Below are 22,784 nucleotides of genomic sequence, written 5' to 3'. Positions count from 1 at the left end.
CCCCCCCCCCCCCCCCCCCCCCCCCCCCCCCTCCCCCCCCCCCCCCCCCCCCCCCCCCCCCCCCCCCCCCCCCCCCCGCGCGCGGCGGCCGAGCGTGCTAGGGCAGGCGCCGCCCTATTTGATCTTGAGCAGGAAGCGCTTGTGGACGGCCTCGGTCACCTTCCACACGCCCTTGTGGTGAGCTTCGACCGCGAAGGCGTCCCCGGCCTTGACCACGACGGTCTCACCGCCGTCCGGAGTGATCTCGATCCGGCCTTCGAGCATCACGACATACTCGTAGTAGGAGTATTCGGCGCGCAGGGTCCCGGGCGTGCAGCGGAACGTGCCCTCGACCAGCGAGCCGTCCTCGGATTGGTGCTCAAACCAGGTCCACATCGTCGGTTCGCCTTCCAGGACCGTCCATCCGGGCGAGATCGGCGTGATCGGATCCCCGATTTCGGGTGTCATGCGATGAATGCTCAAGGGGATCCTCCTTCTGATGATTCAAAGGATAGCGAAAACTATTGTAATGGCCAGGGGTGAAACGTCAGGCTGGCCGTTCCGTGGAGCGATTGGCGTCACCTGGTTTCGCCGCGCCTGACCTCAACGACTCGGATTTCAGGTCCGAGGCCAAAGGCCCTGGCGCTGTCCGTGTCCCAAGGCGCCGGATCTGGAATGGCCGCCAGAGGGTCCCTCATCAGCCAGATACGCTGGGCATAGGGAGACTCGTCGCGCCGGTGAGCATGGCGAGCCAGGATGAAGCCACTCCTGCTCCCGCCATCCGCCTGATCGGCGCTGTCGCCAGCGCCCGCTCCCGACGCTACGGCGTCTCCTTGATGCTATCCCGTGGGGAAGCGAAGGTCGGCGACCAGGCCCGGCCTGGGATGGCGAGCGCGCAGTTCGAGATCGATGTCCAGGCGCCGGGTGATCGAGCGCACGATGGCCAGGCCCAGGCCCGCGCCGGTCGACCCTTGGCCCGCGCTCCCCCGGTTGAAGGGCGCGAACACGTCGCGCAGCGCGTCTTGGTCCAGTCCGGGGCCGCGGTCCCAGATCACGACCCTGGGTCCGTCTCCGTCCATCCTGGCGACGATACGCACCTTTCCCCCGCCATAGGCGCAGGCGTTGAAGACCAGATTGCGCAGAACCTCGCCGATCAGCACCGCGTTGCCGCGCGCGAGTCCGAGGTCGGCGGGCAGGCGCGTCAGCAGTTCGACCTCGGGAAACGCGCGGGCGGCTTCGACCTGGATCGTCTTTAGCAGGGCGGCGAGATCGGCCTCGCCATCGGCCGCGGTCGCCTCGGAACGGGCCAGGGCGAGGAACTGCGTCAGCACCTGGCGCAGGTTGGCCGCCGCGTCTCGCGAGTCGCCCAGCAGGGCCTTGTCGCGCGGCGTGGCGGCCGAGCGCTCCAGCAGGGCGAGGTTGGCGACGATGACCGACAGGGGCGTCCGCAACTGATGCGAGGCGTCGGCCGAGAAGCGCTCCAGCGCGCGGGTGAAGCGCTCCAGGCTGCTCATCAGGTGGTTGAAGGCTTCGACGGCCGGCGACAGTTCGGCGGGCGTGTCGGCGGCGTCGATCGGGGCGAGGTCCGGGCGCGAAGCCTGGGCGCGCCTCTTAAGATCGGCCGTCAGGCGGCGCAGCGGCGCCAGGCCCCAGCCGACGGCGGGCACGACCAGGACCGCGGCGACGGCGACCAGCAGGACGGGCAGGCCGATCAGGGTGGACAGCAGCTCGCGCACGCTGGCGCGACGGGAGTCGAGGCTTTGGGCCACCGCCACCACGACGGGCTCGCGCACGCCCGGCACCATCACCGTCGACTGGGCGATCCGCACCTCGTAGCCGCGCATCCTCGCATAGCTGAAACTGGTCTCGTTCGGCGCGGGCGCGGGCAGGCGGGGGAGGTCGTCATAGCCGGTGACCAGGCGCGAGCCCTGGCGCACCGCGTAGAACACCGCGTCGCGCTCCGGACTGTCCAGCAGGGCCAGGGACCAGGGCGGCAGGGCCACCTGGGCCTGACCGTCCCGCACGCCGATCTGGGCGACGATCGAGGTCACGGATCCGGCCAGCAGCCGGTCGGAAGACTTCTCCACGACCGCGCGAGCGGCCAGGGCGCCGGCCAGGGCGAGCGCCGCGCCCAGCAGGGCCAGGGGGACGACCTGCGCCAGCAGCAGGCGGCCGACCAGGCTGGGGCGGCCGCCCTTCCAAGGCTTGGCCTTCATGGGTCGATCCGGTAGCCCACGCCCCGCAGCGTACTCAGGCGCGGGCCGTCCGGCGCCAGCTTGCGTCGCAGTCGACCGACATGGACGTCCAGGGCGTTGGGCGAGGGGGCCTGTTCGTCGGGGAACACGTCGGCGGCCAGGCGGTCGCGCTCGACGACCCGGCCGGGACGCGCGGCCAGGGCCTTCAGCACGGCCCATTCGCGCGGGCGCAGGTCCAGCCGCCGCTCGCCGATCCAGGCCGCGCCAGCTTCCCAGTCGCAGACCAGGGCGCCGACATGGGCCGTCCGGGTGGCGTAGCCGCCCTTGCGCCGCGCCACCGCCCGCACCCGGGCCACCAGCTCGAACGGGTCGAACGGCTTGAGCACATAGTCGTCCGCGCCCATGTCCAGGCCGGCGATGCGATCGCGCACCGCGTCGCGCGCGGTCAACATGACGATCGGAGTCAGCACGCCCTCGCGGCGCAGCCGGCCCAGGATCTCGAAGCCGTCGATGTCGGGCAGGCCGATGTCCAGGACGACGGCGTCGAAGTCGGCCCCATGCGCCAGGGCCAGGGCCAGGGCGGCCTCGCCGGTTTCGGCGCAGACGGGCTCGTGACCTTCGCTCTCCAGCGTCGCGGTCAGGGAGCGACGCAGAGGCGGATCATCCTCGACAACCAGTATCTTCATCGGGGATGTAGGAACCGAACACGCAGGGGAGGTCATCATCCGACGCCGATTGCCTCATCAGGTCAAGAGACGCGGGCCCGTGGCGATCATGGCGGCGCTGGCCTTGACGGCGGCCCTGGCCGGCTGCGCGCCGAAGTCGATCGGACAGGCGACCAGCGGCTGGGATATTCGCGCCGCCGAGCGCGAGGGCGAGCTCGTCGTCTATCTCAACACCGATGTCCACCAGGTGATCGGCGAGGGCTTCCGCGAGCGCTTTCCCAAGATCAAGGTCCGCTTCGTCGAGTTGGCCGCCAAACCGATGCAGGCGCGCCTTATCGCCGAGACGGACGCGGGCGCGCCGGTCGCCGATGTGGCCTGGAGTTCGTCGATGGACATCCAGGTCAAGCTGATCAACGACGGCTACGCCCAGACCTATCGCAGTCCGGAGGCCAAGGGCCTGCCGGCCTGGGCCGTCTGGCGCGACCAGGGCTTCGGCGTGACGGCCGAGCCGATCGTCTTCGCCTACAACAGGAAGGCGCTGAAGGAGTCGGAGGTGCCGCGCAGCCACGCCGCTTTGCTGGCGGCCCTGCGCGCCGACCCCGAACGCTGGCGCGGCAAGATCGCCATGTACGATCCCGAAAAGAGCGGGGTCGGGTTCATGTACCTGTCGAGCGACCTGCAGGCCTATCCGGACGCCTGGCCCTTGTACGACGCCTTGGCCAAATCGGAGCCGGGCCTGTTCGTCCCGGGCGCGCCGCTGCTGACCAGCCTGTCGGGCGCGCACGATCTGGCCTACGACATGAACGGCTTCTACGCCGACTGGTGGGCGCGCCATCGCAACGCCGACATCGGCTATGTCGTGCCCAGCGACTATCACCTGTCGCTCTCGCGCGTGGCCTTCATCACCCGTTCGGCGCCGCATCCGAAGGCGGCCCGGGTGTTTCTGGACTATCTGATGTCGGACGAGGGGCAGAGGCGACTGGCCCAGGCCAGGCTGACGCCGATCCGCCCCACCGGCGGCGCGCCGGCGCTGGGCGCGGCCGGCCGGCCGATCCGTGTCGGTCCCGCCCTACTGGCCAATTTCGACCAGGGGCGGCGCGCTGAATTGCTGGCGCGCTGGAAAGCCGCGTCCGCCGATCGCTGATGCTGCTTAAATATAGTCCAGAGTTCGCCTAAAAAATAATCACATCCGGCCAGGTTCACGAAAGCTTCGCGGTTTTCGCCCCTGGTCCCGATCAGCCCAAGCTGTCACCGACCTGTCACCTTCGCGGATCGCGCGGCGACGGACGAACGCGCGTCGTGCCCACCGGTTGAGCTCAGGGGGATTCCTTTCGTCCTCATCGCGCGCCGGGCAACATTGTACCGGATTTCGACGCTTTGACGCGATGGGGCGAGCCGGTCGTACTGGCCTGGCTCTCGCGGAAGAGATCGGGTCAGCCCGACGCCGAAGGCGCAACCGCCCCGGAAACGCTCAGGCAACAGGGACCGCAGAGCACGAGGACGCTGGAAAGCAGGACCGCTCCACAAGTGAGCGGCCTCGCCGAAGGAGCAAGGGCGCGACCGCGCCTGAATCTCTCAGGCCAAGGGACAGCGGGGGCAGAGGAACCGCCTGGCGGAGTCCGGGAAGGCGCGCGTCTTCCCGAGCGACGCGACCGACGCGACCGAACAAGCGGGCGCGCGGGAGAGAGCGACTGTCGACTGCTGAAACATAGGGGATCTTACTTTGACCATTTCACGCCAAACTCGCCGGGGACTGCTGCTGGGTTGCAGCCTGGTTCCCGCCGTCCTGGCCCTGCACGGCGCCGCCTTCGCTCAGGACGCCGCCCAGGGCTCCGCCAAGACCGACGACACCAGCGTCGGAGAGATCATCGTCACGGCCTCGCGCATCGACCGCGCCGGCTTCGAGGCGCCCACCCCGACGGTGCGGGTCACCGCCCAGGACTTGAGCGTCGGCGCCCGCCCGAACATCGCCGCGGCCCTGAACGACCTGCCGCAGTTCCGCGCCACGACGTCGGCCCAGACCACCGGCACCAACACGGGCGCGGGCAACGCGCCGGTCGACCTGCGCGGCCTCGGCATCAGCCGCACCCTGGTGCTGCTGGATGGCCGCCGCTTCTCGGGCGACAATGACCTGAACCTGATCCCTAGCGTCCTGACCAAGGGCGTCGACGTCGTGACCGGCGGCGCTTCGGCCGCCTGGGGCTCCGGCGCCGTGGCCGGCGTGGTCAACATCAGCATCGACCGCACGTTCACCGGCCTGAAGCTGGGCGTGGAGGCGGGCGAGTCCTCGTACCATGACGCCAAGCAGGTCCGCCTCGAGGCGGCGGCGGGCAAGAGCTTCGCCGACGGCCGCGGCCACTTCGTGATCGGCGGCGAATACATCGACAACGACGGCGTCATCCCGAAGAACAGCCGGCCGAACATCGGCCGCTGGGCCACGGTCTCGAACGGCGCGGGCCGCTTCGTGCTGGCCCCGGACGTCGGCTTCTCGAACGCGGCCTACGGCGGCCTGATCATGTCGGGCGTGCTGAAGGGCCAGGCCTTCAATCCCGACGGCAGCCTGCGCACCTTCAACGCCGGCACGGTGATCGGCACCAACTCGGTCGGCGGCGAAGGCCCTTCGAACGACGACCTCTCGCCCCTCGTCACGCCGCAGAAGCGCTACGCCGCCATGGCCAGCGTCACCTACGACCTGACCGACAAGATCAAGATGACGGCCGAGCTGCGCCGCTCGCGGATGTGGAACAACTACATCTGGTTCGGGGACCACAACCGCGGCAACCTGACGATCAAGTCGGACAACGCCTATCTGCCGACGGCGGTGAAGTCGGCCCTGGCGGCGGCGGGACAGACCTCGTTCACCATGGGCCGCTTCAACACCGAGGCCTATCCGACGATCGACTTCGAGCGCGTTTCGACCCAGGGGACTATCGCGTTCGACGGCGCGTTCGGCGACGGCTGGCGCTGGAGCGCCTACTACAGCCACGGCGAGAACGAGAACAATATCGACACCCCTGGGTTCTTCCTGACCCAGAACTACGCCAACGCCGTCGACTCGGTGATCAGCCCGACCACCGGCCAGCCGATCTGCCGGGTCGCCCTGACCAACGCCTCGACCAACTGCGTGCCGATCAACCTGTTCGGCCAGGGCGCGCCCTCGAAGGCGGCGCTGGATTATGTGACCGGCACGCCCAGCCAGCGCGAGACCAGCAAGCTGGACGTCGGCGGCTTCAGCCTGCGCGGCGAGCCCTTCAGCCTGCCGGCCGGCCCGGTCTCGGTCGCCGTCGGCGCGGAGGCCCGCAAGGAGTCGGTCAATCGCACGGTCGGCGCCCTGGACGCGGCCAAGGCCTTCACCACCTTCAGCTTCTCGGCCATGGCCGGCGACTACAGCGTCAAGGAAGCCTTCGCCGAAGTGCTGGTGCCGGTCGTCCGCGACGTGCCCGTCTTCAACAAGCTGGAAGTCAACGCCGCCGCGCGGGTGTCCGACTACAACACGACCGGCTCGATCTGGTCGTGGAAGCTGGGCGCCACCAACGAGTTCTTCCCGGGCTTCCGGGGGCGGATCACCAAGTCGCGCGATATCCGCTCGGCCAACCTGACCGAACTCTTCACCACCAGCACGACCGGCTACAACACCATCGTCGACCCGAAGACCAATTCCAGCGTCTACGTGCTGACCAATGGCGGCGGCAATGCGAACCTGACGCCTGAAACGGCCAAGACCTTCACGACCGGCTTCGTCTATTCGCCGCCGGCCCTGCCGGGCTTCAACATCTCGGTCGACTATTTCGACATCGACATCGACAACGTGATCACCACGGTCTCGGCGCAGGACATCGTCACGCGTTGCGCCAACGGCAATGCCGACATGTGTTCGCGGGTCACCCGCGACGCCACCGGCGGGATCTCGCGGATCGTCTCTACCTATGTCAACCTGGCCAACTACAAGACCGACGGCGTCGACGCCGAGATCTCGTACGCGACCAATCTCGACCGCCTGATCCCCGACGCGCCCGGCCGCATCCGCGCCCGCTGGCTGATGACCTGGGTCAACAGCCTGACCACCAACGACGGCGTCAGCAAGATCGAGTACGTCAAGTCGCAAGGCTATTCGTTCGGCCTGGGCACGCCCAAGAGCCGGATGACCGCGGCGCTCGACTGGTCGGGCAAGGTGTTCAGCGCCAACCTGCGGGCGCGCTACATCTCGCCGGGCACGTACAACCGAACGGTCGACCTCGTGAACGGCCACATCAAGGCCTACACCTATGTCGACCTGGGCGTTCAGGCGAAGCTGCCCGAGGTCATGGGCCATGAGGTCGAGCTCTACGCCAACGCGACCAATCTCTTCGACAAGGACCCGCCCGTCTCGTCGCTGTACTCGCCCTACTACGACGTGATCGGTCGCTATGTGACCGTCGGCGCGCGGATGCGTTTCTAAGCCCGCCCGACATCGCGCCGCCGGTTGCTTCCCCTAGCTCCCCCCGCCGGCGGCGCTCCCCCTTTCTTCAGAGGCATTCTCCAGATGATCTCTCGTCAAGCCTTGGCGCTGGCCCTTTTGGCCGCCGCCGTCGCGACTCCGCTGGCCACGCCTTTGGCGGCCCAGACCGTCGCGCCGCCCGCCGCCATCGTCGTCGACGGCGCGCCGGCCATTCCGCAAGAGCTGGTCGCGGCCGCCGCGCCGTATCTGCAGGCGCGCCACGCCAACTTCCTGGGCTGGAACACCGCCGACCGCTCGATGCTGATCAAGACCCGCTTCGGCGGTTCCGATCAGGTCCACGTCGTGGCCAAGCCCGAGGGCGACCGCCGCCAGATCAGCTTCGAGAACGAGCCGATCCTGGCCGCGGCCCTGTCGCCCAAGGGCGGGACGCTGGTGATCCAGAAGGACAAGGGCGGCGACGAGTTCTATCAGCTCTACGTGCTGGAGGCCGGCCGTCCGCGCCTGATCACCGACGGCAAGAGCCGCAACTGGTTCGGCGCCTGGTCGCCGGAGGGCAAGCTCGTCGGCTACGCCTCGTCGCGCCGCAACGGCGCGGACATGGACCTCTATGTCGTCGACCCGAAGGACCCCAAGACCGACCGCCTGGTCGCCCAGGTCACCGGCGGCGGCTGGAACGTCGCCGACTTCTCGGCGGACGGCGCCAAGGCGCTGGTGCTGAACCGCATGTCGGTCAACGAGGCCATGGTCTACGAACTGGACCTGGCCAGCGGCAAGATGAAGCCCCTGACCGATCCCAAGGCCAAGGTCTCGTACGTCGATCCGAAATACGCCCACGACGGCTCGGTCTGGCTGACCTCGAACAAGGGCTCCGACTTCCAGCGCCTCGGCAAGCTGGACGGCAAGGGCGGCTTCGTCCCGGTCTCCAAGGAGCCGCGCTGGGACGTCAGCGACTTCGCCGTCTCGCCCGATGGTTCGTTCGCGGTCTACGCCATCAACGAGGCCGGCGTGTCGCGCGTGCGGGTGCTGGACCTGGCCACCGGCGCGGTGCGCCCGGTGACGGGCCTGCCGGCCGGCGTGATCCCCTACAGCATCGGCGCGGCGATCGACATCGCGCCGTGGGGCGAGATCGGTCTCAGCATGGCCTCGGCGAAGGTGCCGGGCGACGCCTTCTCGATCGATCCCAAGACCCTGGCCGTCACCCAGTGGACCCACAGCGAGACCGGCGGCCTGGACCCCAGCCTGAACGTCGAGCCCAAGCTGGTCGAAGTCGCCAGCTTCGACGGCGAGAAGGTCTCGGGCTTCCTCTATCAGCCCGACCCGGCCAAGTTCCCCGGCAAGCGCCCGCTGATCGTCGACATCCACGGCGGTCCGGAAGGCCAGACCCGGCCCGACTTCCTGGGTGGGAACAACTATCTGCTGAACGAACTGGGCATCGCGCTGTTCTTCCCGAACGTACGCGGCTCCACTGGCTATGGCGCGCGGTTCGTCAATCTCGACAACGGCCCGTTCAAGCGCGAGGACTCGGTGAAGGACATCGGCGCCTTCCTCGATACGCTGGAGAAGAACCCGGCCCTGGACGCCAGCCGCTTCGCCGTCAACGGCGTCTCGTACGGCGGCTACATGTGCTACGCCTCGGCCACGCACTACAGCCCGCGCCTCAAGGGCGCCAACTGCTACGTGGCGATTTCCAACTTCGTCACCTTCCTGGAGAACACCCAGGCCTATCGCCGCGACCTGCGCCGGGTTGAGTACGGCGACGAGCGCGATCCCAAGCAGCGCGAGCAGTTGATGAAGATCTCGCCGCTGACCAGCGTCGACAAGATCACCACGCCGCTGCTGGTGGCCACGGGCGGGACCGACCCGCGCGTGCCGCCGACCGAGGCCGACCAGATGATCAAGGCCGTCCGCGCCAACGGCGGTTCGGTCTGGCACATCCTGGCCAAGAACGAGGGTCACGTTTTCCGCAAGAAGGAGAACGACGACTACTATTTCTGGACCAGCATCATGTTCTGGCGAAAGACGCTGCTGGGCCAGTAGGGCGGGCGAGGGCGCGGGACCGAGGTTCCGCGCCTTTTCCCTGGAAGGATTGATGACCTTGTCGAGCCTTTTGCGTTGCGCGACCGCCTTGGCGCTGTTGCTTTCGAGTGGCCGGGCTTGGGCGGGGCCGGCGATCGACCACCACATGCACGTCCATTCGCCGGCGATCCTCGAGATCCTCCCGGCCTATTGCGCCAGCCCCAAGCGCAAGAGTCCGTGCGACCCGCGCTTCACCGCGCCGCTGACCGCCGCCGACGCCCTGAAGGCGATGGACGGCGCGGGGATCAAGAAGGGCTGGCTGATGTCGACGGCCTATCTGGCCGAGAGCCCGCTGGGCCCGCCCCAGCCGGACGCCGCCCGGGTGGTGCGCGAGGCCAATGACTTCACGGTCGCCCTCGCGCGGAGCCGGCCCGATCGTTTCGCCGCCTTCGTCAGCGTCAATCCGACGGCCCCCGACGCCCTGGCGGAGATCGCCCGCTGGAAGGGCGACCACGCGGTGACGGGGCTGAAGCTGCACCTGACCAATTCCGGCGTGGACCTGCGCGATCCGGCCCAGATCGCCAAGCTGGCGGCGGTCTTCCGCGCCGCGGCCGCCAACGGCTGGACGATCATGATCCACATGCGCACCGGCGAGGCCGACTATGGCGCGCGGGACGTCGAAGCCTTCATCGACCAGGTCCTGCCGGCCGCCGGCGGCCAGCCCGTCGTCATCGCCCACGCGGCGGGTTGGGGCGGGATCGACGCGGCGACGCTGGACGCCCTGGGCGCCTTCGCCAACACATTCGAGAAGGACCCGGGTCGCGTCCGCAACGTCCGCTTCGACTTGGCCCAGGTCTTCAAGGACAATGCGACGCCCGAGGACCGCGCCCGGATGGCCGCCCTGATCCGCCGGATCGGTCCGGATCGTTTCGTCGCCGGGTCTGACTGGCCCTTCGCCGGTGACCTCAAGACCTACTTCGCCACCGCCTATGCGGGGCCAGAACTGTCGCCTGAGGCGTGGGCGAAGACGCTGGCTGGCTCTACGGGCAACTAGGTCGGTGGCTGATGTCGGCCTGAACAGACATGATTTCGGGCCTTGGCTCTTGAAGCGGCCGAACCTCGTTTCTGCGTTCACCCATATCCTCAAGCCCGCGCGGGTCGCCGGCGCTGGTCGTTGATCGATTCGACATTCGCCGCGGGCCATCGGCGGCGATGAGCCTGGCTCCGGCCGGATCGCGGTCGAGCACGTCATACGGCCCGATCCTGTCGTGACGCGCGACGCTCGACTGCCAATCGGTCACTCAGCCCGTGCCTCGCGTTCGCGCAATATGATTGAACGGCAACCTCAGCGGTTTGGTCGCGACTTATTTTCTTCCAGATACGGTCGGAGGGCTCTCAGAAGGAGGCCTGTGAGGGCTTCATGCCTTCGCGGGTTTTGAGAGATCCAATCACCTGGCCCGGCTTGCGCCGGGCCTTTTTCGCGAGGCGGGTGAACGCCTGACGGGCGAGGGCCTCGGACAGATGGTCGACGCGAAGGCTGCGTGATCCGGCGGCTAAAGAGCGTATTTGCGCCCTTCCTCCGCGATCATGAAGTTGAAGAAGCCGATCTTTTCGAGTTGCCGCTCTACCAACGTACGGCTCGATCGCGCCGCTCCCGAAGGCTTTATGTGGGTGACGAGTATCGGCAACGCCCGCATGCGAGCGTCGTCCTGCGTCATGCCGCGCAACGTCTCAAGCTCGGTGTTCAGCCACATCGGGGTCAGGTGCCCGTAGAGCCGGGCGGCTGGAACCGGGTCGGGGTACGAGACCTCGATCAGCATTCCCCGCAGCCGCCCCTGCCGCACCAACGGGGCCACGGCGCGCCAAAGATCTTCCAGGTTCGTCGAGTGTTCGACCGCGTCGGGACCCGTGTCGCCCAGGCAGAGGAAGGCGTCCGGTCCGCTCCGGAGCAAGAACGCGGTCGACGTCACCCCTCCGTGTGACAGCGGGTAGGCCGTGACGGTCATGCCCGTTCCAGCGATCGGCGTGGGCGTCCCGCCACGTTCCAGGTCCTTGTAGTGATATTTGCCGATGTGTGGCGGGGGGCCGCGGTCGCCCATGTTGGGCCATGCGACCCAGTTGAAATAGTGATCCGCGAGCGCCTGGTTCACCTGCGGCAGGCCCATGATGTCCTTCTTGGTGTCGTCTGGAGACGCCAGCACAAGACCCGCGACATGGTCGAGGTGGGCGTGTGTGATCAGATAGGCGGCGATGGAGTCCATCACCTGTCCGCGCGAGTCCGCCCCTGGGTAGCGGCCCTTGCGCACGGCCCGATCCAGGCCCGAAGCAAGCGTGCCCGCGTCGCACATCACGCCCGACCGGTTCCCATGGGCGACGATATGGTAGGCGCTCGTCGGCTCTTCCACGCCGCCGTTGACGCCTAGCGCGACGACCTCGAAGGCGGACGGCGGCGGCGCGGCCGCCGAGAGCAGGAGAAGCGCCGGAAGAAGCGCTCGTGGAAAACCTCGACCTTGCATGACGCCCAGTCTCGAAAAGATCTGAAGCATGTCGCGCCGGGAGCGGGATGGCCAGGCGTATGGGGCTTGGCGGCGTCGCCGCCGGCGAGCGGCCTCCTGGCGCTGCCCTAAGCAGCAGGGCGGGCGCAGGGTTGCCCGGTCCGGCGTCACATGAAGTAAGAATTTATTTCCACTCTCCCGCTCGCTTGACCGGCGCGCGCCCGACGCCATTGCATCCGACCAGAACAAGGGTTTCAGCGTCCCCGGCGATCCGCCGCGGCGCCGGGGTCTTCGCGTAGCGTTACAGGGCCGAGTTGGGGGAATTTGCGATCATGTTGAACTTGTCCGCCTGGACACGCCGATCCCTTTTGGCCGCGGCCTTCGCGGGGGTGACGGCGACGTCGGCCCTGGCGCAGGCGCCGGTTTCGCCGCCCGCCGCGTCCGCGGTCACCGCGCCCATCCCGATCCGGGTCGTCGTCGTCACGGCCTATGCGCTGGAAGACAAGGCCTGGATGGCCAAGGCGCCCCAGACTCTGGACTTCCCCAACGGCGTCGCGCCGCTGGGTTACGATCCGGCGAAGGGCGTCCTGATCGTCCGCACCGGCGTGGGCACCAACCATGCGGCCATCACCACCTTCGCCCTGGCGACCGATCCGCGCTTCGACCTTTCCAAGGCTTACTGGGTGATCGCGGCCATCGCCGGGGTCAATCCGAACGAGGCCTCGCCCGGGTCGGCGGCGTGGATCGGCAACGTCATCGACGTCGATTTCGGCAAGTGGGTCGATCCGCGCGAGGCCCCGCCGGAATGGACGGGCGGCTATCCGCCGTTCGAGCCGCCGCGCGCCGACCGCCCCAGCAGCGTCTACTATCCGCTCAACGTCGGCCTGCGTGACTGGGCCTATGGGCTGACGAAGGGCATTCAGCTTCCCGACACCGACGCGCTGAAGACGGCGCGGGCGCGCTTCTCCAGCTATCCAAACGGCTCCAAGCCGCCCTTCGTGCTGACTGGCGACGAAATCTCCGGCCAGGCTTACTGGCACGGCGAAATGCTGACCAAGCGCTACGCCAAGCTCGCCACCGACTTCAGTGGCGGCAAGAGCCGGTTCGTGATGACCGCCATGGAGGACACCGGCGTCGCCAACGCGCTGCGGCGGCTCACCGTGGTCGGCAAGGCCGACTACGATCGGCTGGTCGTTCTGCGCACCGCCAGTAACTACTCGCAGCAGGCTCCGGGCGAGAGCCCGGTCGACAGCATGAACCGGCCATATGCCGGGGTCGGCGACGCCGCCGCCTACGCCGCCCTCGTGGTGGCCGGCAAGGTCGTCGACGAGCTCTCGGGCAACTGGGCCGTCTATCGCGACAAGATTCCCGGCGACGGGAAGTAACGACCTGAAACGGCGGATCGGCCCTGGCGGTCGGTCCAGCCGCGAGGACGCGTCAAGTGTCCCGACCGTTGGGGGAAACACCGCAAACTCCGCTTCACGGTTCGCCGCGCGCATTGGCGCGTAGGCGCGGCCATAGGCGCGGCGGGCGTAACGACTTCAGTTCGGTGTGGCTCGGGGGGACCGTGGCCCACCATCTCAAGGGGACCCAAATGCGACATCTTTATGCCGCGAGCGCCATCGCGCTCGCCTTGGCGGCCACCGGAACGACGGTCGTCGCCCAGGAGACGACCTCCTCGATCCGGGGCTCGGTGACCGCCGGCGGCGCGGCCGCCGTCAACGCCAGCGTCAGCGCCGTGCACGAGCCCTCGGGCACGACCGCGAACGCCACCACCAACAGCGCCGGCGCCTTCAACCTGACCGGCCTGCGTCCAGGCGGCCCCTACACCGTGACGGTGACCGCGCCGGGCTTCCCGCCGGTGACCTCGCAGAATCTCTTCCTGAGCGTCGGTCAGCCTTATGTCCTGCCGATCGCCGTGGGCGACACGCAGGTCGACGCCCTGGTGGTGACCGCCACGCGGGCGGAAAAGAGCGGCCCGCTGGTCACGGTGTTCGATCGCGACAGCATCGCCAGCGTAGCCTCGGTGTCTCGCGATATCCGCGACATCGCCCGTCGCGATCCGTTCGCTTCGTTCAACCCCAGCACCCGCGGCGTTTCGATCGCGGGCCAGAACGGCCGGACCAACCGCTTCTCGGTCGACGGCGTGCGCTTCTCGGACAACTTCGGCCTGAACCAGGGCGGCCTGCCCAGCGCGCGCGGCCCCATCCCCTTGGACGCGATCGAGCAGCTGTCGGTCAAGATCGCGCCCTATGACATCTCCGAAGGGGATTTCCAGGGCGGCTCGATCAACGTCGTTCTGCGCTCGGGGGGCAACAAGTTCACCGGCGCCGCCGGCTATACCTATTCGGACGACAGCCTGATGGGCACGAAGTCCAAGGGCAGCAGCTTCTCGCAGGAGATGACCTCCAAGACGCGCAACGCCTTCATCTCGGGGCCGATCATCAAGGACAAGCTGTTCTTCGCGTTCGCCTACGAGAAGCTCGATGAGACCGTCCCGTCGGTCTTCGGCCCGCCCGGTTCGGGCAACGCCATTCCGAACCTGACCCAGGCCCAGGTCGATCAGGTCACCTCGATCGCCAAGTCGGTCTACGGCTACGACACGCTCGGCGTGCTCACCAGCCGTCCTGAAAAGGACAAGAAATGGACGCTGAAGCTCGACTGGAACATCAGCGACAACCAGCGCCTGTCCTATTCGACCATCCAGAACAAGGGTGAGACGGTCGCGCTGAGCGGCGGCACCTCGTCGATCACCTCGCCGGGCCTGGGCCTGGGCTCCTACGCCACCCATGAGCCGGAAAAGGTCGAGACCCACGTCCTGCAGCTGAACTCCCGCTGGACCAACGCCTTCAGCACGGAGGTGCGGGTCAACTACCGCGACTCGATGAAGGTCCCGATCTCGTTCGGCTCGCCAGGCTATAGCGATATCACCGTCTGCCTCGACCCGGTCGCCGTCGGTTCGCTGAACCAGTGCACCCAGACGGGGACGCCGCGACTGGTCTTCGGCACCGAAGCCTTCAGCCAGGCCGACGTCGTCGGGCAAAAGCAGTACGGCGCCGAATTCGTCGCCCGCTACAATCTCGGCGACCACGCCTTCAAGCTGCACGCGTCCTACAGCCGGCTGAAGATCAGCAACACCTTCGTGGCCAACTCGCTGGGCACCTACTATTTCGACTCCCTGGCGGACTTCCAGGCCCGCCAGGCCGGCCAGCTTTTGTACCAGTACTCGATCACGGGCAAGCTGTCGGACGCCAGCGCCAGCTTCGACTATGATCAGCTGACCTTCGGCGCTCAGGACAGCTGGGACATCACGCCGGAGCTGAACGTCACCGCCGGCGTCCGTTTCGACGGCTACGAGATGAAGGACAAGGCGCCGCTCAAGACGTCGTTCGTCAATCGCTACGGCTTCGCCAACAACGCCAATATCGACGGCAACCTGGTTGTCCAGCCGCGCGTCGGCCTGACCTGGCGGCCGACCGATCGCCTGACGGTGCGCACGGGCGTGGGCCTGTTCAACGGCGGCGCGCCAGACGTCTTCGTCGGCAACAGCTTCTCGAACGCCGGGGTGTTCACCAACACGGTCACGATCGGCCGCGCCGTCGGCGGTACGGGCTGCACCATCCCAGCGACGGTGGCCAACGCCGCGGCGATCTGCGCGGCGGCCCTGAACAATGTCCAGGGCAACAAGATCGACCCGCTGGTGTCCAGCTACCTGCAGACCAACACCTCCGCCCTCGGGGCCTCGCCGACTTCGTTCATCCTGCCGACCTTCAAGCTGCCGGCGCAGTGGAAGACCAACCTGTCGGTCGACTACGTGGCCGATCTGGGCGAGCGACTGGGTGACGGCTGGCGTTTCGGCGCGGACCTGTTCTATGGGCGCGCGGACTCCGCCGCCTACTATACCGACCTGCGCCTGACCAAGGTCGGGACGGCGCCCGACGGTCGCGCGATCTATGCCGACACCTACACCAATACGGCCAACAGCGACCTGGCCATGCTGAGCACCGACAAGGGCAAGTCGGTCATCGCCGTCGCCCGGGCCAGCAAGTCCTTCGACTTCGGCCTGGATACCGGCGTCAGCTATACCTACTCCAACGTGAAGTCGCTGTCGGACATGGGCAGCTACGCCTCGGGCGGTTCGACGGCCAGCGGCACCTATGGCGGCCAGCCGATGGTCGATCCGAACCAGCCGGCGTATGGCCGGTCCAGCTACGAGGTGCGGGACAACTGGAAGTTCAACATCGACTACGCCCACGCCTTCTTCGGCGACTACAAGACCAGCTTCAACCTGTTCGGGGAACTGCGCTCGGGCTCGCCCTACAGCCTGACGATGAACACCACCTTGTCCAACAGCCGCTCGACCCTGTTCGGCACGACCGGCGGCTCCAACCGCTACCTGCTGTATGTGCCGGATGTGTCGAGCATCACCGCCGACTCCAAGGTCAGCTATGCCTCTACGGCGGTCTACGAGGCGTTCCGCGACTTCGTGCGGGCCAACGACCTGAGCCAGGGGGTGATCGGCAAGAACACCGAAAAGTCCCCAGACTACTTCAAGGTCGACCTGCACGTCGAACAGGAGGTGCCCGCGCCGTTCCTCGGCTCGGCTCGGTTCAAGCTGTTCGGCGACGTCGAGAACCTGCTGAACCTGATCAACAGCGACTGGGGCTCCTACCGGACCTACAACCCGCTGACCTCGGTGGTGAACGTCGCCTGCGCCCAGCAGGCCGGCTCGAGCTGCAATCAGTATTCCTACACCGCCTTCACCAAGCCGACCCTGCAGCCGAACGCCCAGCTGGGCGTCTGGCGGGTCCGCCTGGGGGCCCGCTTCGAGTTCTAGTTTTTACCGCTTAAGCTTCGGCCTCGGCGTTCGCGCCGGGGCCGATTCCATATTAGGGGGCAGCGCATGATGTCCGCATCCATGAGGGGCGTTGCGGCCCTGTTCGCCGCCAGCTGCCTGGCGTCCGCCTGTCCGGTGATCGCCGGGACGCCCGCGGACAGCGAGCTCGACGCCCTGTTCGCCAAGGCGGCGACGTCGCCACCGTTGCTGCGCATTCTGTTGACCAAGCTGCCCAAGGGCGCGGACCTGCACAACCACGCGGGCGGCGGCACCTATGCCGAGGACTTCATCGCCTGGGCCGCGGCGGCCGATGGCTGCTTCTCCACGTCGACCCAGTCCCTGGTATCGGCCCCTTGCGCCGGCGAGGCCAACGCCGATCGGGTTGCGCTGAAAGGCCTGCCCGAGCGAGACCCCGACCTCTACAGCGACATCGTCGATGCGCTCTCCACCCGCCGCTTCGAGCAGGGAGTAGGCGATCCGGAAATCTCCGGCCATCGTCGTTTCTTCCGCACCTTTGGTCGCTCGGGACGGGGCGGCGGCGAGGACCGCGGCGTGCGGATCCAGGCCGAGGCTCTACGCCAGGCCGCGCTCGACAACACCCTGTATCTAGAGCTGATGGCCGGCTCGAGCGCCTCGCGCGGGGTGATCGAGGCTTCGGCCGCCATCCCGTGGTCCGATCCCTGGGGCCGGACGGCCGACGGCTCGCCGCCCCAGCGCCTGGACGCCAGGATCCTTCAGGCCCGTCTCGACCAGCTGAAGCCGGCCATCGCCAAGGCCATGCCGGCGGCGATCGCCGGGGCCGACGCCAATGACAAGGCCATCGCCGCCCTCAATCGATGTGGGACTGCAAAGCCCGAGCCGGCCTGCGATGTGACGCTGCGCTATCTGCTGTCGATCTCGCGCCAGCGCCCGCCGGAGGTGGTGTTCGGCCAGATGGCCGCCGCCTTCGCCCTGGTGAAGGCCGATCCGCGCTATGTCGGGATCAATATCCTGGAGCCCGAGGACGGGCCGGTGTCGCTGCGCGACTACCGGCTGCACATGCGCCTCTTCGCCTTCTTCAAGACGCTGTATCCCGACGTGCCCCTGACCCTCCACGCGGGCGAGCTGGCCATGGGCCTGACGCCGCCGCGCGACCTGCGCTTCCATATCGCCGAGGCGGTCGAGGTGGCCGGGGCCCGCCGCATCGGCCACGGGGTCGACATCGCCTACGAGGATGACGCCGAAAAGCTGCTGGCGCGCATGGCCCGCGACAAGATCGCCGTCGAGATCAACCTGACCAGCAACGACGTCATCCTGGGCGTGAAGGGCAAGGACCATCCGCTGCCGCTGTATCTGGCGGCCGGTGTGCCCGTGACCCTGTCGACGGACGACCTGGGCGTCTCGCGAAGCGATCTGACTCACGAATACATGCGCGCGGTCCTGGAACAGGGCGTGCGCTACGGTCAGCTGAAACAGATGTCGCGCGACAGCCTGACCTACGCGTTCCTGCAAGGCGCGAGCCTGTGGGATGGTCCCTGCGCCGAGGCCAGCGGCCCGACGCCGTCTAGACCCTGCGCGGCGGTGCTGAAGACCAGCCCCAAGGCGCGCGATCAGTGGCGCCTTGAACGGGCCTTCGACACCTTCGAGACCGAGATGAAGGCCATTGTCCCGAAGCTCGCCCCGTAGAGCCTGTCCGGCGGTTCAGCCCGCCGTCATCCAGACGAAGCGGGCCACGAACAGTCCCGCGAGCACGAACAGCAGCCAGTCGCCGCGCCGGGCCTGGCCGCGCACGATCTTCAACGCCGCGAAGACAGTGACGCCGAACGCCAGGCCGTTGGCGATCGAGAAGGTGAGGGGAATGATGATCAGCGTCAGGAAGGCAGGCACGGCGGTGTAGGCGTCGTCCCAGTCAACCTCGGCCAGGGGCGCCATCATCAGCCCGCCGACGATGATCAGGGCCGGGGCCGTCGCCGCCGCCGGAACCAGTTGGGCATAGGGCGCCACGAACACCGCCAGCAGGAACAGGATGCCGGTCACCACCGAGGCCAGGCCCGTGCGACCGCCGGCCTGCACGCCGGCCGCGCTCTCGACATAGCTGGTCACGGTGCTGGTGCCGACCACGGCCCCGACCATGGTGGCGACCGAGTCGGTGGTCAGGATGCGGTTCAGGCCGGGGATCTTGCCCGACGCGTCGACAAGGCCGGCGCGCTTGGTCACCGCCACCAGGGTGCCGATGTTGTCGAAGATGTCGACGAACAGAAAGACGAAGATGATCTCGAGCAGGCCCAGACCGTGCCCGCCGAAACCCAGGGCGCCGGCGATATCCAGCTTGAACGCCGTCTGCGTCAGCGCGGTCAGGCTGTAGGGCTGAGGCGTGAACGCGACCTGGCCGCACAGCCAGGCAATGATGCTGGTGACGACGATGCCGATCAGCAGGGCGCCCTTCACGCGCCAGGCGCTGAGGCCGGCGATCAGCACCAGCCCCAGAAGCGCCAGGGCGGGGCCTGGCTGGCGCAGGTCGCCAAGAGCCACGAAGGTCGCCGGATTGCTGACCACGATGCCGGCGTTCTTCAGACCGATGAAGGCGATGAACAGGCCGATGCCGCCGGCGACGGAGGCGAAGAGGTGTACGGGAATGGCCGCGATGATCATCTGCCGGATGCCAGCTGCCGTCAGCAGCAGGAAGATCACACCTGACAGGAACACGCAGCCCAGGCCTACCTGCCAGGGTACGCCCATCTGCAGCACGACGGTGTAGGTGAAGTAGGCGTTCAAGCCCATGCCGGGCGCCAGGGCGAGGGGCACGTTGGCGACCAGGCCCATGGCCAGGGTGGCGAATCCGGCGGCGATGCAGGTGGCCACGGCCACGGCGGCGACCGGAAGGCCCGCATCGGACAGGATCGCCGGGTTGACCATGATGATATAGGCCATGGCGACAAATGTCGTGGCCCCGGCCAGGATTTCGGTCCGAACGCTGGACCCCCGCGCGCTGACGCCGAAGTGACGGTCCAGCGCCGCCGTCGTTCCTGTCGCGCCCTGCGAGGCCTTACCACTCATAGGTCTTCCCGATCCTTCGCCGCGCCCCCGAGGAGGGCGCCGGTACGCCAAATAAGAGGGCGCCTCGCGCGGAATGCGCGCGACGTCCGCGAAGCCAGGCGCGCCATGGCGACGGACCCTGTTCTTCGTCGCCAGACAGATAGCCGCGACGTCGCCGCGCGGGGTGTTGGATAATGAAGCTGTTACTTACTGGCGTGAAATCGGCGATCGATGCCGAATGTGTTGGCGCGTCGCGCCCGTCGCGCAGGCGCCGACTCGACGCGAGAAGAGGTTTCGCCGGGCTGAGTCACGGAGCCGGCCGGAGAGACTCGCCTTCACAAGTCCCTTACGCCATGTGGGCGATATCCCGCCGTTTTGGAGGCATGTGGTGAAAACCCTGGACTCTGTCGCGAAAGTCGAAAGACAATTTGGCTTCGCGGAGAAGGCTTGGGAGAATTTGATTTGGCGGCGGATGGTGGATTGGATCGGATAGACCGGCGCATCCTGGAGATCGTCCAGGAAGACGCCTCGCTGACGGTCAACGAACTGGCCGAGGCGGTCTCTCTGTCTCAGAACGCCTGCTGGCGTCGTCTCAAGCGGCTCGAGGACGACGGCTACATCCTCAAGCGGGTGGCGCTCGTCGACCCCGTCAAGCTCGGCTCGGCCATGGTGGTGTTCGTCACCGTCCGCGCGGCCGAGCATAGCGACGAGTGGCTGGCCGCCTTCGCCGGCGCGGTCCGCTCCATCCCCGAAGTGGTCGAATTCTACCGCATGAGCGGCGAGGTCGACTATCTCCTGAAGCTTCGCGTCAAGGACATCGCCGCCTATGACGGGGTCTACCGGCGCCTGATCAAGGCCGTGCGCCTGCTCGACATCAGCTCGGCCTTCGCGATGGAAGAGATGAAGTTCACCACCTCGGTGCCCATCGCCCTCTGACCGAGCGCGGCGGCGCAAAAAAAACTCATCCGAGCGCCGGCTTTCCGATGTGGCGAAGGGCGCGCGCTACGTCTTAGGAAGCGGCGCCGGGGCGCGTCGGGCGGATGAGCGAGCACAGAGCGATGGCGAACACGAAGCGGGGCTGGACCTGGCGAGCGGCGGCGGCGGTTTCGGCGTCCGTCTTGGCGCTGCACGCGGCCCAGGCGGCCGAGCGGCCGGCGGCGCCGATCGCCATCGTCGGGGCGAGCGTCTTCGACGCCACGGGCGCCGCGCCGCGCAAGGCCACGGTCGTCATCCGCGACGGGCGCATCGCCGAGGTCGGGCCGGACGTCAAGGTTCCGCGCGGAGCCCAGGTGATCGACGCCAGGGGCGAGGCCCTGCTGCCGGGCTTCTTCGATCTCCACACCCATTGGACCGGCGGCGGCGTTCCGGCGACCACGCCGCAGATCGCCACGGCTTACGTCTCGGTCGGCGTGACCACGGTCAACGACTTCAACGCCGCGCCGGAGTCATTCGCGCCGCGCCGCCAGTGGCTCTCGACCCTGGTGGCCCCGCACGTCAATTTCGCCGCGCGCGTCAGCACGCCCGGTGGTCATGGCGCCGACTGGGCCGATACGGCCACCACCAAGTGGGTCAACACCCCCGAGGCCGCCCGGGCCGCGATCCAGTCCCTGGCCCCCTACAAGCCCGACCTGATCAAGGCCTTCACCGACGGTTGGCGCTATGGTTCCTCGCCCGACAACACCAGCATGGACGGCTGGACGCTCAGCGCGCTGGTCGAGGAGGCCCACAAGGCCAACCTGAAGGTCTTCACCCACACCGTGACCGTCGAGCGCGGGGCGGTGGCGGGGCGCGCGGGCGTCGACGTCATCACCCACAGTCTGCAGGATCGCTTGCTCGACGACGAGGCGCTGGCCGCGATCAAGGCCGGCGGCACGGCCGACACCCCGACCCTGGCGGTCTATGAGCCCGTGAAGCCCGGCGAGCCCGCGCGCGATCCGGCCGATCCGAAGAACCGTCAGAGCTTCCGCAAGTTCGACTACGCCCTGGCCAACGCCAAGCGTCTTCACGACGCGGGCGTGACCCTCGGCCTGGGCACCGACGCGGGCATGCCCGGCGCTCCCCACGGCCAGGCCAGCCTGCATGAAATGGAGCTGCTGGTGCGCGCGGGCCTGACCCCAAGCCAGGCCCTGATCGCCGGCACCGCCGCCAGCGCCAAGCTGATGAACCTGCAAGCCGACCGCGGCACCATCGAGCCGGGCAAGCGCGCCGATCTCGTGCTGATCAAGGGCGAGCCCTGGACGAACATCGCCGACGTGCGCAAGACCGACCGCGTCCTGATCGACGGCAAGCTCGTCTTTGGACCAGGCGCCCCGCCGATGAGCGCCAACGTCGCCGCCAGCATGCCGGCCATCCCGGCCAAGGCCCTGATCGACGACTTCGAGCGCGCCGATGGCCGCTCGAGCCTGGACACCCTGCGCACCGACGACCCCGACGGCGGCATGGATCGCACCGTCGAGATCAGTCAGGTGATCTCGCGAGGCCCCCAAGGGCGCGCCCTGTCGATCGCCGCGCGCATGGCCATGAAGGCCAAGCCGAGCGCCGGAGTCATCATCCCGTTGACCCGCGGGTCCATCCAGCCGGTCGATGCGAGCGCCTTCAAGGGCGTGCGCTTCGAAGTGCGCGGCGAGGGCGCCTACGCGCTGGGCGTCACCACCGTCTCGGGTCGCTGGTCGGCGCCGTTCGAAGCCGGCGCGGACTGGCGCGTCGTCGAGATTCCGTTCTCGGCCCTGACGGCCGTGCGCGGCAAGGACGGATGGTCCGCCGCCAACCTGACCGAGGTTGAGTTCATGGGTGGCCGCAAGGGGGGCGAGAAGCTCTGGATGGAGATCGATAACGTCAGCTTCTACTGACGTTGAAGCGATCGGCCGACGACCGCGGGGCGGCGGCGTGGTCAAGGCGCCAAAGGCTCAGTTTCCCTGGCGCCGCTCCGCCAAAATCTGCCGCGCCGGCAAAAACCTAGAAGTTTAGTGGGGGTTTGGGAGCCAGTCGGCGCCCGCTTCCCGGGCGATGGGCGCCCAGCCCGCAGGCAACATCGGCGGCGGCGATTTTATCGTCCGACCCAGGTGGGGCAGCGGCGGCGGCTTACGTCTCAGAGCCTGTCGATCGAGAACGGCGCAAGCCTGCCGGCGGCGAAGCAAGGACCAG

The 22,784-nt window shown here is 68.0% G+C and carries 14 protein-coding genes and 2 riboswitches; of the genes, 9 read left to right on the top strand and 5 right to left on the bottom strand.

What is annotated here, in order from left to right; all coding sequences use genetic code 11:
- Positions 1-114: 114 nt before the first annotated feature.
- The 3 genes from AC1RNC_RS25095 to AC1RNC_RS25085 all read right to left on the bottom strand — a co-directional run bounded on the left by AC1RNC_RS25095 (position 115) and on the right by AC1RNC_RS25085 (position 2,860).
- Complete coding sequence (locus AC1RNC_RS25095) at positions 115-462, bottom strand: cupin domain-containing protein (protein ID WP_492888724.1); 348 nt, start codon at positions 460-462, stop codon at positions 115-117.
- Positions 463-818: 356 nt separating this feature from the next.
- A complete protein-coding gene (locus AC1RNC_RS25090; RefSeq protein WP_492888723.1) occupies positions 819-2,195 on the bottom strand; it encodes a sensor histidine kinase in 1,377 nt (458 codons plus the stop codon).
- Positions 2,192-2,860, bottom strand: a complete 669-nt coding sequence (locus AC1RNC_RS25085) for a response regulator transcription factor (protein WP_492888722.1) — start codon at positions 2,858-2,860, stop codon at positions 2,192-2,194. Before AC1RNC_RS25085 ends, AC1RNC_RS25090 begins: the two co-directional genes overlap by 4 nt.
- 88 nt (positions 2,861-2,948) lie before the next feature.
- Between AC1RNC_RS25085 and AC1RNC_RS25080 the strand changes: the two genes are divergently transcribed.
- The 4 genes from AC1RNC_RS25080 to AC1RNC_RS25065 all read left to right on the top strand — a co-directional run bounded on the left by AC1RNC_RS25080 (position 2,949) and on the right by AC1RNC_RS25065 (position 10,347).
- Positions 2,949-3,983: an ABC transporter substrate-binding protein gene (locus AC1RNC_RS25080; RefSeq protein WP_492888726.1), complete on the top strand. Its 1,035-nt coding sequence runs from the start codon at positions 2,949-2,951 to the stop codon at positions 3,981-3,983.
- A gap of 265 nt (positions 3,984-4,248) precedes the next feature.
- Positions 4,249-4,337: riboswitch (glycine riboswitch) on the top strand.
- A 3-nt stretch (positions 4,338-4,340) separates the two neighbouring features.
- Positions 4,341-4,432, top strand: a riboswitch (glycine riboswitch).
- Positions 4,433-4,562: 130 nt separating this feature from the next.
- Entirely contained in the window at positions 4,563-7,277 is a 2,715-nt protein-coding gene (locus tag AC1RNC_RS25075) for a TonB-dependent receptor domain-containing protein (RefSeq protein WP_492888721.1), read from the top strand.
- An 84-nt stretch (positions 7,278-7,361) separates the two neighbouring features.
- A complete protein-coding gene (locus tag AC1RNC_RS25070) occupies positions 7,362-9,314 on the top strand; it encodes a S9 family peptidase (protein WP_492888720.1) in 1,953 nt (650 codons plus the stop codon).
- 52 nt (positions 9,315-9,366) lie between these two features.
- Positions 9,367-10,347, top strand: coding sequence for an amidohydrolase family protein (locus tag AC1RNC_RS25065; RefSeq protein ID WP_492888719.1), 981 nt, complete (start codon positions 9,367-9,369; stop codon positions 10,345-10,347).
- A gap of 499 nt (positions 10,348-10,846) precedes the next feature.
- Here the strand turns inward: AC1RNC_RS25065 and AC1RNC_RS25060 are convergent, their stop codons facing one another.
- Positions 10,847-11,809, bottom strand: a complete 963-nt coding sequence (locus AC1RNC_RS25060) for an MBL fold metallo-hydrolase (RefSeq protein WP_492888718.1) — start codon at positions 11,807-11,809, stop codon at positions 10,847-10,849.
- A gap of 311 nt (positions 11,810-12,120) precedes the next feature.
- Here AC1RNC_RS25060 and AC1RNC_RS25055 point away from each other — a divergent pair, with 311 nt between their 5' ends.
- From AC1RNC_RS25055 to AC1RNC_RS25045, 3 genes are all read left to right on the top strand, one after another.
- Positions 12,121-13,173 (top strand): hypothetical protein, encoded by a 1,053-nt coding sequence (locus AC1RNC_RS25055; protein ID WP_492888717.1) that lies wholly within the window; start codon positions 12,121-12,123, stop codon positions 13,171-13,173.
- Positions 13,174-13,382: 209 nt separating this feature from the next.
- Complete coding sequence (locus AC1RNC_RS25050) at positions 13,383-16,625, top strand: TonB-dependent receptor (RefSeq protein ID WP_492888716.1); 3,243 nt, start codon at positions 13,383-13,385, stop codon at positions 16,623-16,625.
- Positions 16,626-16,691: 66 nt separating this feature from the next.
- Complete coding sequence (locus AC1RNC_RS25045; protein WP_492888715.1) at positions 16,692-18,290, top strand: adenosine deaminase family protein; 1,599 nt, start codon at positions 16,692-16,694, stop codon at positions 18,288-18,290.
- A 15-nt stretch (positions 18,291-18,305) separates the two neighbouring features.
- Here the strand turns inward: AC1RNC_RS25045 and AC1RNC_RS25040 are convergent, their stop codons facing one another.
- Entirely contained in the window at positions 18,306-19,661 is a 1,356-nt protein-coding gene (locus AC1RNC_RS25040; RefSeq protein ID WP_492888714.1) for an NCS2 family permease, read from the bottom strand.
- Positions 19,662-20,120: 459 nt separating this feature from the next.
- On the opposite strand from AC1RNC_RS25040, the gene AC1RNC_RS25035 reads away from it, so the two are divergent.
- Together AC1RNC_RS25035 and AC1RNC_RS25030 are read left to right on the top strand one after the other, a co-directional pair.
- Positions 20,121-20,576, top strand: coding sequence for an Lrp/AsnC family transcriptional regulator (locus tag AC1RNC_RS25035; protein WP_492888713.1), 456 nt, complete (start codon positions 20,121-20,123; stop codon positions 20,574-20,576).
- A 122-nt stretch (positions 20,577-20,698) separates the two neighbouring features.
- The gene (locus AC1RNC_RS25030) at positions 20,699-22,489 is read left to right on the top strand and encodes an amidohydrolase family protein (RefSeq protein ID WP_492888712.1); all 1,791 of its coding nucleotides are present in this window, start codon (positions 20,699-20,701) and stop codon (positions 22,487-22,489) included.
- Positions 22,490-22,784: the final 295 nt, after the last annotated feature.

Source organism: Caulobacter sp. GW822-FHT01G02, assembly GCF_058802865.1.
The sequence above is the reverse complement of the archived record's forward strand: the minus strand, read 5'-3'. Positions and strand labels throughout refer to the sequence as shown.

Coding starts and splice junctions, on each gene's coding strand:
- AC1RNC_RS25090 (WP_492888723.1), bottom strand. CDS start 2,195: ATGAAGGCCAAGCCTTGGAAGGGCGGCCGCCCCAGCCTGGTCGGCCGC.
- AC1RNC_RS25040 (WP_492888714.1), bottom strand. CDS start 19,661: ATGAGTGGTAAGGCCTCGCAGGGCGCGACAGGAACGACGGCGGCGCTG.
- AC1RNC_RS25070 (WP_492888720.1), top strand. CDS start 7,362: ATGATCTCTCGTCAAGCCTTGGCGCTGGCCCTTTTGGCCGCCGCCGTC.
- AC1RNC_RS25045 (WP_492888715.1), top strand. CDS start 16,692: ATGATGTCCGCATCCATGAGGGGCGTTGCGGCCCTGTTCGCCGCCAGC.
- AC1RNC_RS25080 (WP_492888726.1), top strand. CDS start 2,949: ATGGCGGCGCTGGCCTTGACGGCGGCCCTGGCCGGCTGCGCGCCGAAG.
- AC1RNC_RS25065 (WP_492888719.1), top strand. CDS start 9,367: ATGACCTTGTCGAGCCTTTTGCGTTGCGCGACCGCCTTGGCGCTGTTG.
- AC1RNC_RS25050 (WP_492888716.1), top strand. CDS start 13,383: ATGCGACATCTTTATGCCGCGAGCGCCATCGCGCTCGCCTTGGCGGCC.
- AC1RNC_RS25030 (WP_492888712.1), top strand. CDS start 20,699: ATGGCGAACACGAAGCGGGGCTGGACCTGGCGAGCGGCGGCGGCGGTT.
- AC1RNC_RS25085 (WP_492888722.1), bottom strand. CDS start 2,860: ATGAAGATACTGGTTGTCGAGGATGATCCGCCTCTGCGTCGCTCCCTG.
- AC1RNC_RS25060 (WP_492888718.1), bottom strand. CDS start 11,809: ATGCAAGGTCGAGGTTTTCCACGAGCGCTTCTTCCGGCGCTTCTCCTG.
- AC1RNC_RS25055 (WP_492888717.1), top strand. CDS start 12,121: ATGTTGAACTTGTCCGCCTGGACACGCCGATCCCTTTTGGCCGCGGCC.